Raw genomic sequence first — 17,052 nt, 5'->3', positions numbered from 1 at the left:
GCGGGCACAACGGACTACTCCGTCCGGCTCAGTGAACCGGCCTGGACGAGCCTGCGGTAAGCACCCGGCGGCAGGCCGAAGGCGGCGCGGAAGACCCTGGTGAAGTGCGCGCCGTCGGTGAAACCCCAGCGGCGGGCCACCGCGTGCGCCGGCCGGTCCCGCAGCAGCGGGTCGGCCAGGTCGCGGCGGCAGCGTTCCAGCCGCTGGTCCCGGATCCAGGCCGCCACGGTCTGGCCTTCTTGCTGGAAGAGCCGGTGCAGGTAGCGCACGGAGATGTGGTGCGCGGCGGCGATCATGGCCGGGTCCAGCGCGGGATCGGCCAGGTTGGCCCGGATGAACGCGCACACCGCGGCGTACAGCGCCGCCGGGTGGGCCTCCGGCGCGCTCGGCGTGCCCCGCACCCGCGCGCTGAGCACGTTGAGCAGGTCCAGGGTGGCCCCGGCCAGCCGGTCGGCCTCGGCGGCCCGGCCCGCGGGCAGTCCGCCCAGCTCCCGCAGGCAGCCCGCGACCAGGGCGCCGATGCCGCGGTCGGCCGGGATCCGGGTCGAGGTCAGCGACTCCAGGCCGGTGAGCCCCAGCTTGCGCGGGAACTGCAGGAACAGCGAGGTCGAGGCGGTCACCTCGCCGGTGAACGGGGCGGAGGTGTGGTGCAGCAGCAGGTCGCCCGCGCTGAACTCGTCGGCGCGGCCGTCCTGGGCGAACCGGCAGACGCCCTCGGCGAGCAGGACCAGGTGCCAGCGTTCCGGGTCGGAGCAGCGGACCTGGGCCTGGGAGCGCGCCAGGTGCACCGGCTGCAAGTCCTCGACGGTCATCACCAGGCTGCCCAGGCGCAGCGCCCGGCTGGTGCTGCGGAACTCGGCGGCCTCCGGCACGCTGACCGTGGTCGGGCCCCAGCCGATCTCGGCGAGGCGGTGCCAGTGCGGGAGCCGCTCCTCGGCGGGCAGGTCGTCCGTTCGCAGCCAGGTCTCGATCATCGGTCCGCCTGGGCCGGTGCGCTGTGCGGGCGCTGCCTGGGCGGTTGCGCGAGCTTGCGGTACTCCCCGGGTGGCAGGCCGAACGCGGCGCGGAAGGCGCGGGTGAAGTGCGCGGCGTCGGTGAAGCCCCAGCGGTGGGCCACCGCGCGCACCGTGCGCTCCCGCAGCAAGGGGTTGGCCAGGTCGCGGCGGCAGCGTTCCAGGCGCTGGTCCTTGATCCAGGCTGCCACGGTCTGGCCTTCCTGGTGGAAGAGCCGGTGCAGGTAGCGCACGGAGATGTGGTGTGCGGCGGCGATCATGGCCGGGTCAAGGCCGGGGTCGGCCAGGTGCCGCTGGGCGAAGGCGCGTACCTGGCCGAGCAGGGCGGCCGGGGTGGTGGTGGCTGGGCGTTCGGTGCCGAGCTCGCGGTGGCAGAGCGCGGCCAGCAGGTCCAGGGTGATCCCGGCCAGCCGGGCCGCCTCCTCGGCGCGGTCGCCGGGCAGCGCGACCAGTTCCCGCAGGCTGCCCGCGACCAGCGCGCCCAGGCTGCCGCGCGCGGACAGCGTGCTCGCGATGAGGCTGGTGGCCACCGGCGGCAGCAGGGTGCGCGGGAAGTGCAGGATGCTGGAGCGGCCGTGGTTCACCGCCGCGGTCACCGAGGGCGCGGAGGAGGGGTAGATGATCAGGTTGCCCGGGGTGAGCTCGATCTGCCGCCCGTCCTGTTCGTACCGGACCACGCCCTCCTCCAGCAGGGTGAGGTAGCAGCGCTCCTCGTCGTGCCTGCGCACGTGCGCGGGGGTGCGCACGATGGAGAACGCCGACTTGGTGTCGGTGACCACGCCCATCGCGCCCAGGCTGAGGGCCCGGCCCTCGGCGTGGAAGTCGCCCGGCCCCGGGTTGTCGATGCGGGCCGCGCCGCACAGGCTGCTGGCCAGCGTGTGCCAGTAGTCGAACCGTTCGGCCGCGGGCACGTCCGCGGTCCGGAACCGGATCTCGATCATGCTGCCCCATCCCGAGCTTGTTCGAGACGATCATTGAGCGGTTGCGCGAGCTTGCGGTACTCCCCGGGCGGCAGGCCGAAGGCGGTGCGGAACGCGCGGCTGAAGTGGGCGCTGTCGGTGAAGCCCCAGCTGCGGGCCACCGCGTGCGCCGGCCGGTCCCGCAGCAGGGGGTCGGCGAGGTCGCGGCGGCAGCGTTCCAGGCGCTGGTCCTTGATCCAGCCCGCCACGGTCTGGCCTTCCTGTTGGAAGAGCCGGTGCAGGTAGCGCACGGAGATGTGGTGCGCGGCGGCGATCATGGCGGGGTCCAGCGCGGGATCGGCCAGGTTCTTCTGGGCGAAGGCGCGCACCTGGCCGAGCAGGGCGGCCGGGGTGGTGGTGGCCGGGCGTTCGGTGCCCAGCTCCCGGTGGCAGAGCGCGGCCAGCAGGTCCAGGGTGATCCCGGCCAGCCGGAGCGCCTCCTCATCGCGGTCGCCGGGCAGCACGGCCAGTTCGCGCAGGGCGCCCGCGACCAGCGCGCCGAGCCCGCCGCCCGTGGGTAAGCAGACCCCCAGCAACTCGCCGGCCACCGGTGGCAGCAGGGTGCGCGGGAAGTGCAAGTTGATCGACCGGCCGACCGTGCCACCGTGGGTGACCGACGGGGTCCTGCTGTGGTGCACGATCAGGTCGCCAGGACGGCGCACCCCGGAGCGGCCGTCCTGATCGAAACCGACCGAGCCCTCCTCGAGCAGGATCAGGTAACAGCGGTCCGGGTCCTCGCGGCGCACGTGCGTGGTGGTGCGCACCAGGGAGAACGGCGACTGGTGCTCCAGCACCACGCCGAGCTCGCCCATGGTCAGGGCCCGGATCTCGGCGTGGAACACCCCGGGGGCCAGCGGTTCGATGGCGGCCTCGCCGCACAGGCGGGCGGCCAGCTCCCGCCAGTAGTCGAGTCGTTCGGCGGCGGGCACGTCCGCGGTCCGGAACCAGGTCTCGATCATGCTTCCCCACCCCGAGCTTGTTCGAAACGACCCCTGAGCCAAGCATGCCGAAATCGGGGCAGGGGGGTGAATGGCAGTGTCCTGCCGGTTAAACCATTCGTCAGAACGAGGCGGGCGGGGCACGATCGGCTGGTGACCGATCACGAGGTACAGGTGCTGGCCGCGGCCGAGGTACGGGCCGCGCACACCCTCTTCCGCGCCGCCATGCACCACCCGCCGGCTTCGGACGAGCAGTGGGAGCACTCGCAGCGCGCCTACGTGCCCGGCCGCACGCTGGGGGTGCGCAGCGGCGACCTGCTGGTGGGCACCACCACCTCGTTCCCGGCGCCGCTGACCGTGCCCGGCCGGACCGGGGTGCCGCACGCCGGGGTCACCAGGGTCGGGGTGCGCGCCGACCACACCCGGCGCGGGGTGGTCACCGAGCTGATGCGCAGCCAGCTGCGTGACCTGGCCGAACGCGGCGAGGTGCTGGCCAGCCTGCGGGCCAGCGAGGCCGCCATCTACGGGCGCTTCGGCTACGGCGTGGCCAGCAGGGGCCGCGACCTGGCGGTGCGCACCGCGCGGGCCAAGCTGCACCCATGCGCGCCGGTCACCGGCGAGGTGCGGCTGCTCGCGCCGGAGGAGCTGGAGACGCTGCTGCCCTCGGTCTACCACGGACTGGACCGCTCCCGGCCCGGCTGGCAGGAGCGTTCCGAGCACTACTGGTCGCTGGCGCTGGCCCGGCACCGCGGCGGCGATGAGTACCTGGTCGGCGCGGTGCACACCGGACCGGCCGGACCGGACGGCTACGTGGTGTACACCACCGGCCGCAACGAGCGCGGCCGCTACCTGGAGATCAGGGACCTGCACGCGGACAACCCCGGCGCGCAGGCCGGGCTGTGGCGGTTCCTGCTCGGCGTGGACCTGGCGGTGGAGGTGGTCACCGACGACCCGCTGGCCATGGACCTGCCGCTGGAGGCGCTGCTGACCGACCGGGACGCGGTGCGCACCACCGGCGTGACCGACGAGATCTGGCTCCGGCTCATCGACGTGCCCGCCGCACTGGCCGCGCGGACCTACGGCGCGGCCGAGCCGGTGGTGCTCTCGGTGCGGGACCGGTTCCTGCCCGGCAACACCGGCCACTACCTCATCAGCCCGGACGGGGTGGCCCGGACCGAGGCGGCGGCGCAGCTGGAGCTCGACGCCGACGTGCTCGCGATGATCTACCTCGGCGACAGCAGGCCGAGCCAGCTGGCCGCGGCCGGACGGGTCACCGTGACCACGCCGGAGGCCCTCGCCGAGGCCGACCGGTTGTTCGCCAGCGACCGCGTGCCGTGGTCCGGGACCTTCTTCTGAGGTGCCTCGCTGGGCCGGGTGAGATCGGGATACTGTGGCTGAATGGGGTTGTTCGGTTGGGGGAAGAGGTCGGCCGCCCGTAAGGAAGCGGCCCTGCCAAGACCGCTGATGGTCCAGGACCGCGCCTACCACGACCCGGTGCTGGACGCCGCGGTCGCCGAGCTGGGCGAGGGCAGCCTGCAGGCCGGGCTGACCGTGCTGGCCGAATGCCGCGAGGACCCCGAGACCCGCACCCTGCGCGCGGCGATGCTGGGCAAGACCGTGATCGGCCACAGCGACGAGCTGACCGCCATCGCCGAACAGGCCGAGGACCCCGACCTGTGGCTGCTGGTCGGCGAGGCCCGGATCCAGGAGGCCTGGGCCATCCGCGGCTCCGGCAGCGGCTCCACCGTCGGCGCCGACCGCGCCAAGCTCTTCCACGCCACCCTGCGCCGCGCGGTGGAACCCTTGCACCGCAGCGCGAAGCTGCTGCCCAAGGACGCCGCGCCGTGGGTCAGCCTGATGCCGGTGGCCCGCGGCCTGAACGTGGACCGGGAACAGAACGACGACCTCTGGCGCAAGGTCATCGACCGGGCGCCGATGCTGTACCCGGCGCATTGGCACCGCTTGCAGTACCTGGCGGCCAAGTGGGGTGGCTCGGAGGAGGAGATGCTGGCCTTCGCGCACGGCTGCGTGGACAAGGCCCCGCCGGGCAACCCGCTGGTGGCCATGCTGCCGCTGGCCTACTTCGAGACCTACCTGCCCCGGCTGCGCAAGCTGATCGAGGAACGCAGCCCGCTCAAGATCGCCACCTTGCAGGTCCGCCACTTCGCCAAGGTCGCCGGTGAGCTCGCCGAGGCCGCCGACCGGTGGCGCACCGAGGCACAGCGGCACCCCCGGGACCTGGAGGCGCACAACCTGTTCGCGGCCGCGTTCTGCATGGCGATGGACCGGGAGCGGGCGAAGGCGCACCTGGCCGGGATGGGGGACCGGCTGCACCGGATCCCGTGGGGGTATCTGGGCGCGGACGCCGAAGAGGAGTACCACCAGCGGACGGCGAAGTTCCGCTGATGTCGGGGTCGCGTGCTCTGATGGAGGCGTGACGGTCCTGGATCTGGTGCGCGAGTTGCCCGACATCGACACCCTGCGCGCCCGCTGCCGCGCGATCGCGGCGCTGGAGGTCGTGCTCAACGACGATCCGGGGTCCCGCTACTTCGGCTACGACCCGGACTGGGCGGAAGGCCGCGAGCTGGCCTGGATGCGCAACGGCTCCGGCGATGAGTACTCGATCGTGTTCCAGGAGGCCGGGGTCTTCATCAGGGGGTTCGACCACGAGTCGGCGATGAGCCCGTTCGTCTCCGATGACGGGGAGCTGTGGCCGGGGCTGGTGGACGAGCTGCCCACCGACTTCGCGGACCTGGTGGAGGAGCCCGCGTTCTGCCTGGACGACCTGCTGGCCGCGACCGTGGTGGTGTGGCGGCGGTGGAACGGGAACCGGTGGCAGTGCGGGGAGATCGTGTTCCCGGCCGGGGACGATCCGGACGGGGCGCGCTGGCTGTTCCAGGTGGTGGCCGTGGACGGGACCGAGGGGTACCACGGGTTCGCGCAGGACTACTACCAGCGCGAGCTGGACTACCGCGCGGTCCGGGAGGTGCTGCGCCAGGCGCCGTTGACCGCGGAGCTGACGCGGCGGCTGGCGCCCGGCGCGGACTGGGCGCGGGTGCGGCATGAGGTCTCGGCGCTGGGCTGGCCGGTCGGCTAGCTCGCGTTCGCCTTCAAGGCCTGGAGCAGGCGGTTGAGGGAGCGGTCGATGCCCCAGCGGTGGCCGAGGGCGGCGAAGCGGGCCGGGTCGGCGGGAGTGGCCGGCAGGACGTCCTCGCGGTACATCCGGACCGGGGCGTCCACCGCGACGTTGACCACCTTCGGCGCGACCGCGAGGTAGTCGGCGGCGGCGGTCAGGCTGGTGCGGGCGCGGGCGGTGAGCACCCGGTCCATCGGGTCGGACACCGCGGCCAGCAGCGCGTCCAGGGAACCGAACTGGGTGATCAGCTTGGCCGCGGTCTTCTCGCCGATGCCCGCGACGCCGGGCAGGCCGTCGCTGGGGTCGCCGCGCAGCACGGCCATGGCGGCGTAGGCCGCGCCCGCGTTCTGCTCGGGCAGGGCGTACTTGGCGGCCAGCTCCACCGGGCCGAAGGTCTCCGCCTTGGCGATGCCCTTGCCCACGTAGACCACCCGGACCGGCACCGGCGCGTCGCGGACCAGCTGGAACAGGTCGCGGTCGCCGGTGACCACCTCCACCGGGTCCTTGCTCTCGGCGAAGGCCAGCGCGCCGATCACGTCGTCGGCCTCGTAGCCCTCGGCCTCCGCGGTGGCGATGCCCGCCGCGTCCAGCACGTCCAGGATCACCGGGACCTGCGGGGTCAGCGTGTCCGGCACCTGCTCCTCGCTGCCGTCGCCCTCCTCGGCCACCCGGTGCGCCTTGTACGAAGGCAGCGCCTCGACCCGGAACGCCGGTCGCCAGTCCGCGTCCAGGCAGGCCACCAGGCGGCCCGGCCGCCGGTCGGCGATCAGCCTGGCCACCATGTCGGTGAAACCGCGCACGGCGTTGACCGGGGTGCCGTCGGGGGCGGTCATCGACTCCGGCACGGCGTAGAAGGCCCGGAACCACAGGCTGGCCGCGTCGATCAGCACGAGGGGAGCGTTCACCCCGCACAGCCTGCCACGACCCTCCGACAAAAATCGCCAAGAACCCTTTGCAAAGAGTCCTTGGCGATTGTACGGTGCTGCTCGTGAGCGAAGACGAACGTCCGCTGGAACGGGCCACCCAGCTGAACGCGCGCACCCTGCGCGGCCTGGCCCACCCGCTGCGGCTGGAGATCCTGGGCCTGCTGCGCGCCGACGGCCCGGCCACCGCCTCCGGCCTGGCCGAGCGGCTGGGGGAGAGCTCCGGCACCACCAGCTGGCACCTGCGCCAGCTCGCCGAGTACGGGTTCATCGAGGAGGACCCGGCGCGCGGCAGCCGCCGGGACCGCTGGTGGCGGGCCCGGCACCAGTTCACCGACTTCGAGGTCGGCGACCTGCTCGAGGACCCGGCGGCCAGGGGCGCGATGGGCGCGTTCCTGCACGAGATCGTCGACATCTACTACCGCAAGGCCACCCAGTACGTGGGCGAGATGGCCAGCTGGCCGAGGGAGTGGATCGACGCCGCGGCGCTGTCCGACCGGCTGATGTGGCTGACCCCGGACGAGCTGACCGCGCTCAACGCCGAGCTGGAGCAGGTGCTCGACCGCTACGAACGCCCGCGCCGCGAGGGCGACACCTCGGTGGTCACCCAGTGGCAGTCCTTCCCGCGCCGGAGCAAGAAGGAGGAAGCGTGATCGTCGAGGACCTCGCGCCCGCGCCGGTGCGCCGCCGCGCGCCGCTGGTGGCCCTGTTCGCGGCCAACGGGGTGTCGGTGTGCGGCACCATGATGACCTTCCTGGCCATCCCGTGGTTCGTGCTGGAGACCACCGGCAGCTCCACCCAGACCGGCCTGGTCGCCGCGGTCGAGCTGATCGCGGTGGTGGCCTCCTCGGCGCTGGGCGGGCCGATGGTGGCCCGCTTCGGCGCGCGCGGGGCCAGCGTGCTCTCCGACCTGCTGGCCGCGCTGGCGGTGCTGGCCATCCCGGTGCTGCACCTGACCGTCGGACTGGCGCTGTGGCAGCTGGTGCTGTTGGTCGCGGTGCTCGGCATCAGCCGGGCGCCGGGGGAGACCGCGCGCTCGACGGTCGTGCCCGAGCTGGCCAAGCTCGGCGGCACCCCGCTGGAGCGGGCGGCCAGCGCCGCGGACGGGGCCTCCCGCGCGGCCAAGATGGTCGGGCCGATGCTGGCCGGGGTGCTGATCGCGGTCACCGGCGCGGCCGAGGTGCTGTTCGTGGACGCGGCCACCTTCCTGGTCTCCGCGCTGCTGGTCGGGCTGTTCGTGCCCGGCGTGCACCCCGACGACGTGCCGGCCAAGCGCGGCGCGCGGGCCTACCTGGCCGATCTGCGCGCCGGGGTCGGCTACCTGCGCAAGGACCGGCTGATCGGCGCGATCACGCTGATGCTGATGGTCACCAACCTGATGGACGCCGCGATCTACTCGGTGCTCTTACCCCGCTACGCCAAGGACGTGCTGGGCAGCAGCGTCGCCCTGGGTGTGGTCACCGGCGTCTTCGGCGGGGCGGCGCTGGTGGGCACCGTGCTCTACGGCTGGCTCGGGCCGCGGCTGCCGCGCTGGCCGGTCTACACCCTGGCCTTCCTCGCTGTCGGCGCGCCCAAACAGCTCCTGCTGATCGCCGAACCGGGGATGTTCACGCTGGTAGCGGGCTTTGTGGCGATCGGGCTGCTGTGCGGGGCGATCAACCCGATCCTGACCGTGGTGGAGTACGAGCGGATCCCGGAGGCGCAGCGGCCGGTGGTCTTCGGCGTCACCGCCGCGGGCTGCGCGGCCGGGATGCCGGTGGGCACCGTGCTGGCCGGACTCTCGGTGGACCACCTCGGCCTGTCCACCACGATGTGGCTCACCGGCGGGCTGTACCTGGTTGCCACGTTGTGTCCGCTGGTCTTCCGGGTGTGGCGGCAGATGGACCGCCAAGGTCCTGCGTGAGGAGTGTCCTGCGTGAGAGTCGTGATCGAGGTGGTTCCTGGCGGCGCGGCCGGACCACCCTCATACCGGGCGTATCCGGGTGGTCCGGCCGTGCCGCCAGGGGCCGCCTCGGCGCGGCTATCGCGCGGGACACTCCTCACGCAGGACCTAGAGTAGCGCTCATGTCGACGACGACCGGAGAAGTGGACGTTCAGGCGCACACCGCCAGGCTGGAGCGCGCGGCCGCCGCCGCGACCGCCGCCGGGGTGGACGCGCTGCTCGTCGCTGGGGGCTCGGACCTGCGCTACCTGCTCGGCGCGGGCGGGGAGTCCTTCGAGCGGCTCACCTGCCTGGTGCTGCCCGCCGAGGACGGCGCGCCGCCCGCGCTGGTGCTGCCCAAGCTGGAGGCCCCCGGCTACAGCGCGCTGCCGCTGGCCGAGCTGGGCGTGGAGCTGGTCACCTGGGTCGACGGCGAGGACCCGTACCGGCTGGTGGCCGACCTGCTGCGGTGCACGGGCCAGGCGCCGTCGCGGGTCGCGGTGGCCGACGCCATGACCGCCCGGCACGTGCTGCCGCTGCGGGCCGCGCTGCCGGGGGCCGAGCAGGTGCTGGCCGGGCCGGTGCTGCGCGAGCTGCGGATGCGCAAGGACGCCAGCGAGATCGCCGGGCTGCGCAAGGCCGCCGAGGCCATCGACCGGGTGCACGCCCGGATGGCGGAGTGGCTCAAGGTCGGGCGCACCGAGGCCGAGGTGGGCGCGGACATCGCGGCCGCGATCGTGGCCGAGGGGCACACCCACGCCGAGTTCGTCATCGTCGGCTCCGGCCCCAACGGCGCCAGCCCGCACCACTCGCTGTCGGACCGGGTGATCCAGGCCGGGGACGTGGTGGTGGTCGACATCGGCGGCCCGGTCGCCGAGGGCTACAACTCCGACTGCACCCGCAACTACGTGCTCGGCGAGCCCGCGCACGCCGACGTGGCCACCGGCTACGCCGCGCTGCTGGCCGCCCAGGAGGCCTCGGTGCGCGCGGTCCGGCCCGGCGTGACCGCCGAGTCGGTGGACGCCGCCGGCCGCCAGGTGCTGGAGCAGGCCGGGCTGGGCGAGTACTTCGTGCACCGCACCGGCCACGGCATCGGTTTGGAGGTGCACGAGGAGCCCTACATCGTGGCGGGCAACGACCTGGTGCTGGAGCCGGGCATGGCCTTCAGCGTCGAGCCGGGGGTGTACCTGCCCGGCCGGTGGGGCGCGCGGATCGAGGACATCGTGGTCGTTACGGAAACCGGTGTCCAGCGACTGAACAACCAGCCCCATGACCTGGTATCACTACCCGCGTGACGAATCTTGAGCCGATCGACCGCGCGATCCTGCGGGTGCTGTCCGAGGACGGCCGATGCAGTTTCACCGATCTCGCGGAGAAGGTGGGGCTGAGCGTCTCGGCCGTGCACCAACGGGTGCGACGGCTGGAACAGCGCGGGGTGCTGCGCGGCTACGCGGCCAGGCTCGACCACGAGCAGGTCGGCCTGCCGCTGACCGCGTTCATCTCGCTCACCCCCATCGACCCCTCGGCTCCTGATGACTACCCGCAACGCCTGGCCACCCTGCCCGAGGTGCAGTCCTGCTACTCGGTGGCCGGGGACGAGTCGTACATCCTGCTGGTCCGGGTGGCCAGGGCGACGGCGCTGGAGGATCTGCTGCGGCGGATCCGCGAGGTCGCCAACGTCTCCACCCGGACCACGGTTGTGCTCTCCACGCCGTACGAGGACCGGCCACCAGCTGTCTAGATAACGGCCGTGCCTACACTCCGCCCACATGGGGAGTGACGAGCTGGTCGCGGAACGTTACCGGCTGCTGGCGAAGCTGGGCAGCGGCGGTCACGGCGAGGTCTGGCGGGCCATGGACACCGACCTGAAGCGCGTCGTGGCCATGAAGCGATCTAGGGCGGACGACCGGGAGCGGGGGCGGCGGACGCGGCGGGAAGCGATCCAGGGCGCCGCGCTCGACCACCCGAACGTGGTCACGGTGTTCACCTCGTTCACCGAGGGCGAGGACCACTGGGTGGTCACCGAGTACCTGGAGTCCCGCGACCTGGCCAAGGTCATCGACGAGGACGGTCCGCTGGCCCCGGAGCGGGCGGCCCGGATCGGCGAGCAGCTGGCCGCCGCGCTGGCCGCCATCCACCGGGCCGGGATCGTGCACCAGGACGTCAAACCGGGCAACGTGCTCATCACCGCGACCGGCCAGGCCAAGCTGACCGACCTGGGCATCGCCCGCTGGGCCGAGGAGACCGGCGACAGCGGGGCCGGTTCGGACTTCACCCCTGGTTACGTCGCCCCCGAGGTGGCCAACCGGAAGCTGGCGACCAGCGCCTCGGACGTCTTCTCCCTGGGCGCCACCCTCTTCGCCGCGGTGGAGGGCCACTCGCCGTGGGGCGGATCGGGTGTCGGGCCGCAGGGCCAGCTCGCCCTCGCCGGGGCCTGCCTGCTGGAGCCGCACCACCAGGACGGTCCGCTGGGCACGGTGCTGGATGTGTTGCTGCACAAGGATCCCCGCCGCAGGCCCAGCGCGGAGGCGGCCCGGGCCATGCTCGCCGAGGTGGCCAACGGCCTGGAGCTGACCATCCGCGTCCCGCCGCCGCGCCGGCGCTGGCCGGTCTACCCCGCCGCGGCCGCCGCGGTGCTGGTGGTGGCCGCGGCCGTGGTGTTCTGGCCGACGCCCGACCCGCCGCCGGAGGACCGGCTGCGCCTGCTCGGCGACCCGCGCACCGTCGACCCGTGCGCCCTGGTCGAGGCCGCCGCGCTGAGCCGATTCGGCCAGCCGGTCCTGGACAACGACTACGGCAACTTCAACCGCTGCCGGGTGCTGGTGCGCATGAAGCCGGAGGACCCGGCCGAGGAGGTCAGCGTCCAGGTGCAGTTGCAGGGCTATCCCGGCCCCAGCACCCCCACGCCGACCGCCACCGTGATCGCCCCGATCAACCGGCCCGCGCAACGGGGCGATGAATGTGAACGCACCGTGCACCTGCCGGACGGCTACCGCATCCGGATCCGCGCCGAGCACCTCCGCGACCGGCCGGCCCCGCTGTGCGACATGGCCGAGACGCTGACCACCGGCGTGCTCCAGGTGCTCACCCAGGGCCGGGTCAAGCGGCGTGCCACCGAGGCCCCGGAGAACTCGCTGGTGCGCCTGGAGGCCTGCGCGCTGCTCACCCGCGCCGAGCTGTCCCCGGTCATCGGCGAGGCCGAGGCCGATCCCGGCTTCGGCGACTGGGACTGCGAGTGGGTGCGGGGCAGCCGCGAGGTCATGATCGAGTTCGACCGCAAGCCGCCGCTGGCCCAGCGCAAAGGCGGCCGGAGCGTCGATCTCGGCGCGGGCGTGGACGGATTGGTCAAGGCCGACAGCGACGGTTGTGAGGCCGACATCCCGCACCGGCCGCTGGCCGACGTCCAGGGCCGCCCCATGATCGAGGTGGTCCGGCTGCACCTGCGCGACAACACCGCGCCGGGGGAGCAGCTCTGTCCGCCGGTCACCGAGCTGGCCAGGGCGGTGGCCGCCCGGTTGCCGCGCTGATCAGCTGACCCCGGTGGCCTCGCGCAGGTCCGCGCCGGTGAGGTTGGCGCCGGTCAGCCGGGCCGAGGTCAGCTCCGCACCGGCCAGGTCCGCGCCGGTGAGGTTGGCCGAGGTGAGGTTCGCGCCGGTCAGGTTGGCCTGGCGCAGGCGGGTGGTCCAGGCGTCCGCGCCGTCCTCGCGGCGCAGGTCGGCCCCGGTGAAGTCGGTCTGCACCAGCACACCGTCGCTGAGGTCGGCCGAGCGCAGCCGGGCGCGGGCCAGGGTGGCCCGGCTCAGGTCGGTGCCGGTCAGGTCGGCGCGGTCCAGGTGGGCCTGGGTCAGGTCGGCCCCGGCCAGGCAGGCGCGGCTGAGGTTGAGGCGGTCGCCGGAGACGCTGCCGCGGCGGGCGATCACGGTGATCGCGGCCTGCACGTCCTCGGCGGGGCGTTGCAGGGCCTGTGCGGTGTCACCGGCGCAGTTCTCGATCGGGGCCCTGCTGCGCACGAACGCGGTGAGCACCTGCACGCCCCTGGCCGCGTCCTTGGCCGAGTCGCGGATCAGGCTGTCCAGGCCGTAGATCGCGCCCAGCCGGATGTCCGCCTTGGCCGAGTCGAGCTGGCCGACCGCCTCGGTGAACCGTTGCGCCGCTTGGGACTGCGCGGTCAGCGCGAGCTGCGCCTCGGTGGCGGCCAGCGAACGGGAGGCGATCCACAGCGTGCCCAGCGCGGCCAGGCCGACCAGTAACACGGCCACCGGCAGCAGCAGACCGCGGGCCGCGCGCCGGGCGGGCGGCGCGGGCGGCAGCGGGGGCGGAGCCGCGGGCGCGGAGGGTGCGGGCGCGGCGGATGCGCGCGGCGGGGCGGGGCGCGCATCCGGGCGGGCGCGGCGGATCCGGCTGGTGGTGCTCAGGCGGGGGCGTCGTCGGCGGGGACTGGACGGCATGCCACGGAATCTTGGCCGATCCGCCCAGTCCCGCCAACACCGGCAGGTAGATCGTCAGTTCGGCTCGACCGGCACCCAGCCCTCCGGGTTCACCCCGCCGGGGATCGGCGCGGCCGGGTCGTACGGGGTGCGGGTGAAGATGAAGGTGTTGACGTCCAGGTGGATGGCGGTGCCGTCGGCCGCGCGCCCGATGCGCAGCTTCTCCCCGGCGTAGTAGCCGTCCAGCCCGGTCCAGGTGCCGTCGTCGTTGGCGCGGAACCGGGAGGCCCGGCCGCGGCCGTTCCACGGGCTCAGGTCGAGCAGGCCGTCGGGCAGCAGTCGCAGCGCGTACGGGCTGGGGCCCCAGTACCACTGGCCGGTCAGCGCGAGCAGCGCCGGATCGGCCGAGGGCTGCGGCGCCCACTCCTCCGGCAGGTGTGGCTCCAGCTCGTGCAGCAGGTCGAGCAGGTCGGTGGCGATCGGGCCTGCGGGGCCGACGGTGCTGTTGGTCAGGTACAGCACCGCGGTGTCCTCCTTCGGGTCCACCCACACCGTGGAGACGAAGCCGGGCATCGACCCGGTGTGCCCGGCCAGCCGCCTGCCCTTGTGCCGCACCAGTTGCAGGCCCAGGCCGTACCCGGCGCGCCACTCGTCGCCGTCGTCCACGGTGGCCGGTTCGCGCATCTCGGCCACGGTGTCCGGGTGCAGCACCTCGGCGGTGTCGCCGAGCAGGAACCGGGCCAGCCGGGACAGGTCGGTGATGGTGGACCACAGCTGCCCGGCCGGGGCCATCGAGCCGGCGTCGTGCGCGGGCTCGGGCAGCAGCACGTCGGCCCACGGGTGCACCGCCCAGCCGTGCGCGTGCGGCGGCTTGGGCATCGCGGTGGTGCGCTGCATGCCCAGCGGCTCCAGCAGCTCCGCGCGCAGCGCGTCCTCCCAGGACCGGCCGCGCAGCCGGGCCACCAGCTCGCCGAGCAGGCCGTAGCCGACGTTGGAGTAGTGGAACCGGCGGCCCGCCCGGTGCGGGACGTCCTCGCTGGTCAGGCCGTCGATCAGGGTGCTGGCCGGGTAGCCGGGGGAGCGTTCCCACCAGGGGCCGGGGGATTCGGCGGTGAGGCCGGAGGTGTGCGAGAGCAGCTGCGCCACGGTCCGCCCGCCCAGCGGGGTGCCGGGCAGGTGCCGGTCGAGCTCGTCGGAGAGGTCCAGCTTGCCCTCATCGCGCAGGCGCATGACCAGCAGCGCGATGAAGGTCTTGGTGATCGAGCCGATCCGGTACTGGGTGTCCAGGGTGACCGGCGCGCCCTCGACCTGGCCGCGGGAGGCGCTGAAGACCAGCTCGCCGCCGCGGACCAGCCCGGTGGTGAGCGAGGGGAGCCGGCTGCTCGCCTGCTCGACGGCCACCCGCCGCAACAACGCACGTCGCGTGCCGGGCAGCAGCTCACTGGACGACATGGCAGGCACTCCCTAGAACAGGCTCGTACTGGCGATTTCTCCCGGCGGACGCTACCGCACTCGGTTGTGGCCGTACGCGGGAGGAAATACCGTGGTCGCCCAACCAGCGGCCTGGGGGCTGACCATGAAGACGCACTGGCAGGCGTGGCGGGACCGGCGGGGCGAGCGCGGCCGGGTGCTCTCCCGGCAGCGGGCCCGGATCACCGAGCTGGTCTGTTTCGCCAGGGCCAACTCCCCCTTCTACCGTGCCCACTACGCGGACCTGACCAGGGACTTCCGGCTCACCGACCTGCCGCCGACGAGCAAGCCGGAGCTGATGGACCGCTTCGACGAGTGGGTCACCGACCCGGCCGTCCGGCTCGCTGAAGTGGAGGCCCACCTGGCCGACCCGGCGCGGATCGGCACGCTGTTCCGGGACCGCTACCTGGTCTCGACCACCTCGGGCAGCAGTGGGCAGCGCGCGGTGGTGCTGCAGGACGAGCGGATGCGTTCGGTGTCCACCGCGCTGGGCGCGCTGCGCACCATGCCCGCGCTGGGGCCGGGCCTGCTGCGCCGGGTCGCGGCCGAGGGCGGGCGGATGGCCAGCCTGGTCGCCACCGACGGCCACTTCGGCGGGGTGGCCACCGCGGAGTTCCAGCGCTCCCGGCGGGCCTCGCGGGCCGAGCGGCTGCGGCTGTTCTCGGTGCACGCGCCGATCGCGGAGACGGTGGCCGAGCTCAACGAGTACCAGCCCACCATGCTGGGCGGCTACGCCACCGCGCAGGTCGCGCTCGCGCACGAGCAGCTGGCCGGGCGGCTGCGCATCGCGCCCGCGCTGGTCACCACCGGCGGTGAGGCCATCCCGGCCGCGGACCGGGAGCTGCTGGCCCAGGCCTTCGGCGCCGAGGTGCGCAACCAGTACGGCTGCTCGGAGTTCATGCTGCTCACCTTCGCCTGTGCGCTGGACCGGCTGCACGTCAACGACGACTGGGCGGTGCTGGAGCCGGTGGACGAGCGCGGCCGCCCGGTCACCCCCGGCATGCCCTCCACCTCGGTCCTGCTGACCAACCTGGCCAACCGGGTGCAGCCGATCATCCGCTACGACCTGGGCGACGCGGTCACCGTGGACGCCGACTTCTGCGGCTGCGGCCGCCAGTTCCCCACCGTGCGCGTGCAGGGCCGCACCAACGACCTGCTCGCGCTGCGCGCCCCCGACGGCAGCACCGTGCGACTGCTGCCGCTGGCGGTCACCACGGTGGTCGACGGCCTGCCCGGGGTGCGCCGCTTCCAGATCGTGCAGACCGCGCCCGACCGGCTCCAGGTCCGGGTGGCGGCCACCACCGAGGACGCCTGGCCGCTGCTGCGGGACAAGCTGTGCGGCTACCTGGCCAGGCAGGGTCTGGGCACGGTGGACGTCTCCCTCGATCCGCGCCCGCCGGAACGGGATCTTGTCACTGGCAAGTTCAAGCTGGTGCTCGTGGCGAAGGCGGACTGACCACCCCGCCTGACGAGCCGCGCAGCAGCACCTCGGCCACCAGGTCCGGGTCATCGCTCATCGGCACGTGCCCGCAGCCGGGCAGCTCCACCAGCCGGGCCTGCGGCGCCAGCTCCCGCACCCGCAGGCCCTGCCGCCGGGACAGCACCCGGTCCTTGGTGCCCCAGGCCACTGTCACCGGCACCTCGGCCGGCACCGTGCCCTGGAGCCGGAACTCCCGGCCCACCGCCAGCGCCACGTCGAACCCGGCCGCCTCGCGCAGCGCCCGCACCTCGGCCACCACCGCCGCCGCGGACCGGGCCGCCGGTCGCGCGTAGATCATCCCGGTGAACAGGGTCCGCGCCACCGGCCGCTCGGCCAGCCTGGCCACCATGCCCGGCGGCATCACCCTGGCCGCGTTCCGGCAGGCGCGCAGCACCTGGAACGCCCAGGCCCGCTCGCGCGGCGTCCACAGCCCGGCCGGGGACAGCGCGGTCACGCTGCGCACCTGTCCGCGCTGGGCCAGCAGCAGCCCGACCAGCCCGCCCATCGAGTTCCCGGCCACGTGCGGCCGGTCAACGCCCAGCCCGGCGCAGAACTCCAGCACCGCGTCGGCCAGCAGCCCCGGGTGCACCCGCACGTTCTCGGGGAACATCGGCGAGGCCCCGAAGCCGGGGAAGTCCAGCGCGATCACGTCCCGGTGCGCGGCCAGCCGGTCCAGCACCGGCTCCCAGGCCTGCCAGTGGTGCCCGACGCCGTGCAGCAGCACCAAGGGCGCACCCGAACCGCGACGCTCGTAGACCAGGTCCATGGCAGCAGCCTAGAACGAG

16 protein-coding genes are annotated in these 17,052 nt (G+C 73.7%); 9 read left to right on the top strand and 7 right to left on the bottom strand.

From position 1 onward, the window contains the following. Window positions 1-14 precede the first annotated feature (14 nt). From M8C13_RS33545 to M8C13_RS33535, 3 genes are read right to left on the bottom strand one after another with little or no spacing between them, the layout of a single operon-like run. Window positions 15-974 (bottom strand): helix-turn-helix domain-containing protein, encoded by a 960-nt coding sequence (locus M8C13_RS33545; protein WP_252484792.1) that lies wholly within the window; start codon window positions 972-974, stop codon window positions 15-17. Continuing rightward, window positions 971-1,954 (bottom strand): helix-turn-helix domain-containing protein, encoded by a 984-nt coding sequence (locus M8C13_RS33540; protein ID WP_252484791.1) that lies wholly within the window; start codon window positions 1,952-1,954, stop codon window positions 971-973. The genes M8C13_RS33545 and M8C13_RS33540 overlap by 4 nt, the downstream gene beginning before the upstream one ends. Next, on the bottom strand, window positions 1,951-2,931 hold the full coding sequence (locus tag M8C13_RS33535; protein WP_252484790.1) for a helix-turn-helix domain-containing protein: 981 nt from the start codon (window positions 2,929-2,931) through the stop codon (window positions 1,951-1,953). Before M8C13_RS33535 ends, M8C13_RS33540 begins: the two co-directional genes overlap by 4 nt. 132 nt (window positions 2,932-3,063) lie before the next feature. On the opposite strand from M8C13_RS33535, the gene M8C13_RS33530 reads away from it, so the two are divergent. The 3 genes from M8C13_RS33530 to M8C13_RS33520 are packed head-to-tail and all read left to right on the top strand — an operon-like array spanning window position 3,064 to window position 6,007. Next, a complete protein-coding gene (locus M8C13_RS33530; protein ID WP_252484789.1) occupies window positions 3,064-4,266 on the top strand; it encodes a GNAT family N-acetyltransferase in 1,203 nt (400 codons plus the stop codon). A 42-nt stretch (window positions 4,267-4,308) separates the two neighbouring features. Continuing rightward, window positions 4,309-5,316 carry a hypothetical protein gene (locus tag M8C13_RS33525; RefSeq protein ID WP_252484788.1) on the top strand — a complete coding sequence of 336 codons (1,008 nt, stop codon included), beginning with the start codon at window positions 4,309-4,311 and terminating at the stop codon, window positions 5,314-5,316. Window positions 5,317-5,344: 28 nt separating this feature from the next. Beyond that, window positions 5,345-6,007, top strand: coding sequence for a hypothetical protein (locus tag M8C13_RS33520; RefSeq protein ID WP_252484787.1), 663 nt, complete (start codon window positions 5,345-5,347; stop codon window positions 6,005-6,007). Here the strand turns inward: M8C13_RS33520 and M8C13_RS33515 are convergent. Then, entirely contained in the window at window positions 6,004-6,951 is a 948-nt protein-coding gene (locus tag M8C13_RS33515; RefSeq protein WP_252484786.1) for a 5'-3' exonuclease, read from the bottom strand. The genes M8C13_RS33520 and M8C13_RS33515 overlap by 4 nt on opposite strands. Window positions 6,952-7,034: 83 nt before the next feature. Here M8C13_RS33515 and M8C13_RS33510 point away from each other — a divergent pair, with 83 nt between their 5' ends. The 5 genes from M8C13_RS33510 (at window position 7,035) to M8C13_RS33490 (ending at window position 12,417) form a co-directional block, all read left to right on the top strand. Next, a complete protein-coding gene (locus M8C13_RS33510) occupies window positions 7,035-7,622 on the top strand; it encodes a helix-turn-helix domain-containing protein (protein WP_252484785.1) in 588 nt (195 codons plus the stop codon). Beyond that, window positions 7,619-8,872, top strand: coding sequence for an MFS transporter (locus M8C13_RS33505; protein ID WP_252484784.1), 1,254 nt, complete (start codon window positions 7,619-7,621; stop codon window positions 8,870-8,872). Before M8C13_RS33510 ends, M8C13_RS33505 begins: the two co-directional genes overlap by 4 nt. Window positions 8,873-9,033: 161 nt before the next feature. Further along, a complete protein-coding gene (locus tag M8C13_RS33500) occupies window positions 9,034-10,185 on the top strand; it encodes a Xaa-Pro peptidase family protein (protein WP_252484783.1) in 1,152 nt (383 codons plus the stop codon). After that, entirely contained in the window at window positions 10,182-10,631 is a 450-nt protein-coding gene (locus M8C13_RS33495) for an Lrp/AsnC family transcriptional regulator (protein WP_252484782.1), read from the top strand. Before M8C13_RS33500 ends, M8C13_RS33495 begins: the two co-directional genes overlap by 4 nt. A gap of 28 nt (window positions 10,632-10,659) precedes the next feature. Next, window positions 10,660-12,417, top strand: a complete 1,758-nt coding sequence (locus M8C13_RS33490; protein ID WP_252484781.1) for a serine/threonine-protein kinase — start codon at window positions 10,660-10,662, stop codon at window positions 12,415-12,417. Here the strand turns inward: M8C13_RS33490 and M8C13_RS33485 are convergent, their stop codons facing one another. Continuing rightward, the gene (locus tag M8C13_RS33485; protein WP_252484780.1) at window positions 12,418-13,338 is read right to left on the bottom strand and encodes a pentapeptide repeat-containing protein; all 921 of its coding nucleotides are present in this window, start codon (window positions 13,336-13,338) and stop codon (window positions 12,418-12,420) included. It lies immediately after the preceding gene. A 54-nt stretch (window positions 13,339-13,392) separates the two neighbouring features. After that, window positions 13,393-14,769 carry a serine hydrolase gene (locus M8C13_RS33480; RefSeq protein WP_252484779.1) on the bottom strand — a complete coding sequence of 459 codons (1,377 nt, stop codon included), beginning with the start codon at window positions 14,767-14,769 and terminating at the stop codon, window positions 13,393-13,395. Between the two features lie 91 nt (window positions 14,770-14,860). Between M8C13_RS33480 and M8C13_RS33475 the strand changes: the two genes are divergently transcribed. Next, window positions 14,861-16,243, top strand: a complete 1,383-nt coding sequence (locus M8C13_RS33475) for a phenylacetate--CoA ligase family protein (RefSeq protein WP_252484778.1) — start codon at window positions 14,861-14,863, stop codon at window positions 16,241-16,243. Here M8C13_RS33475 and M8C13_RS33470 read toward each other — a convergent pair. Further along, entirely contained in the window at window positions 16,212-17,033 is an 822-nt protein-coding gene (locus tag M8C13_RS33470) for an alpha/beta fold hydrolase (RefSeq protein WP_252484777.1), read from the bottom strand. The genes M8C13_RS33475 and M8C13_RS33470 overlap by 32 nt on opposite strands. Window positions 17,034-17,052: the final 19 nt, after the last annotated feature.

The organism is Crossiella sp. SN42 (assembly GCF_023897065.1).
Taxonomy (GTDB): Bacteria; Actinomycetota; Actinomycetes; order Mycobacteriales; family Pseudonocardiaceae; genus Crossiella.
Note: the sequence above shows the minus strand (reverse complement) of the source record. Positions and strands in the feature narration are given on the sequence as shown.

Excerpts from the sequence above, each read along its gene's own strand:
- M8C13_RS33545 (WP_252484792.1), bottom strand. The coding sequence starts at position 974 with ATGATCGAGACCTGGCTGCGAACGGACGACCTGCCCGCCGAGGAGCGG.
- M8C13_RS33540 (WP_252484791.1), bottom strand. The coding sequence starts at position 1,954 with ATGATCGAGATCCGGTTCCGGACCGCGGACGTGCCCGCGGCCGAACGG.
- M8C13_RS33535 (WP_252484790.1), bottom strand. The coding sequence starts at position 2,931 with ATGATCGAGACCTGGTTCCGGACCGCGGACGTGCCCGCCGCCGAACGA.
- M8C13_RS33525 (WP_252484788.1), top strand. The coding sequence starts at position 4,309 with ATGGGGTTGTTCGGTTGGGGGAAGAGGTCGGCCGCCCGTAAGGAAGCG.
- M8C13_RS33500 (WP_252484783.1), top strand. The coding sequence starts at position 9,034 with ATGTCGACGACGACCGGAGAAGTGGACGTTCAGGCGCACACCGCCAGG.
- M8C13_RS33490 (WP_252484781.1), top strand. The coding sequence starts at position 10,660 with ATGGGGAGTGACGAGCTGGTCGCGGAACGTTACCGGCTGCTGGCGAAG.
- M8C13_RS33485 (WP_252484780.1), bottom strand. The coding sequence starts at position 13,338 with ATGCCGTCCAGTCCCCGCCGACGACGCCCCCGCCTGAGCACCACCAGC.
- M8C13_RS33480 (WP_252484779.1), bottom strand. The coding sequence starts at position 14,769 with ATGTCGTCCAGTGAGCTGCTGCCCGGCACGCGACGTGCGTTGTTGCGG.
- M8C13_RS33470 (WP_252484777.1), bottom strand. The coding sequence starts at position 17,033 with ATGGACCTGGTCTACGAGCGTCGCGGTTCGGGTGCGCCCTTGGTGCTG.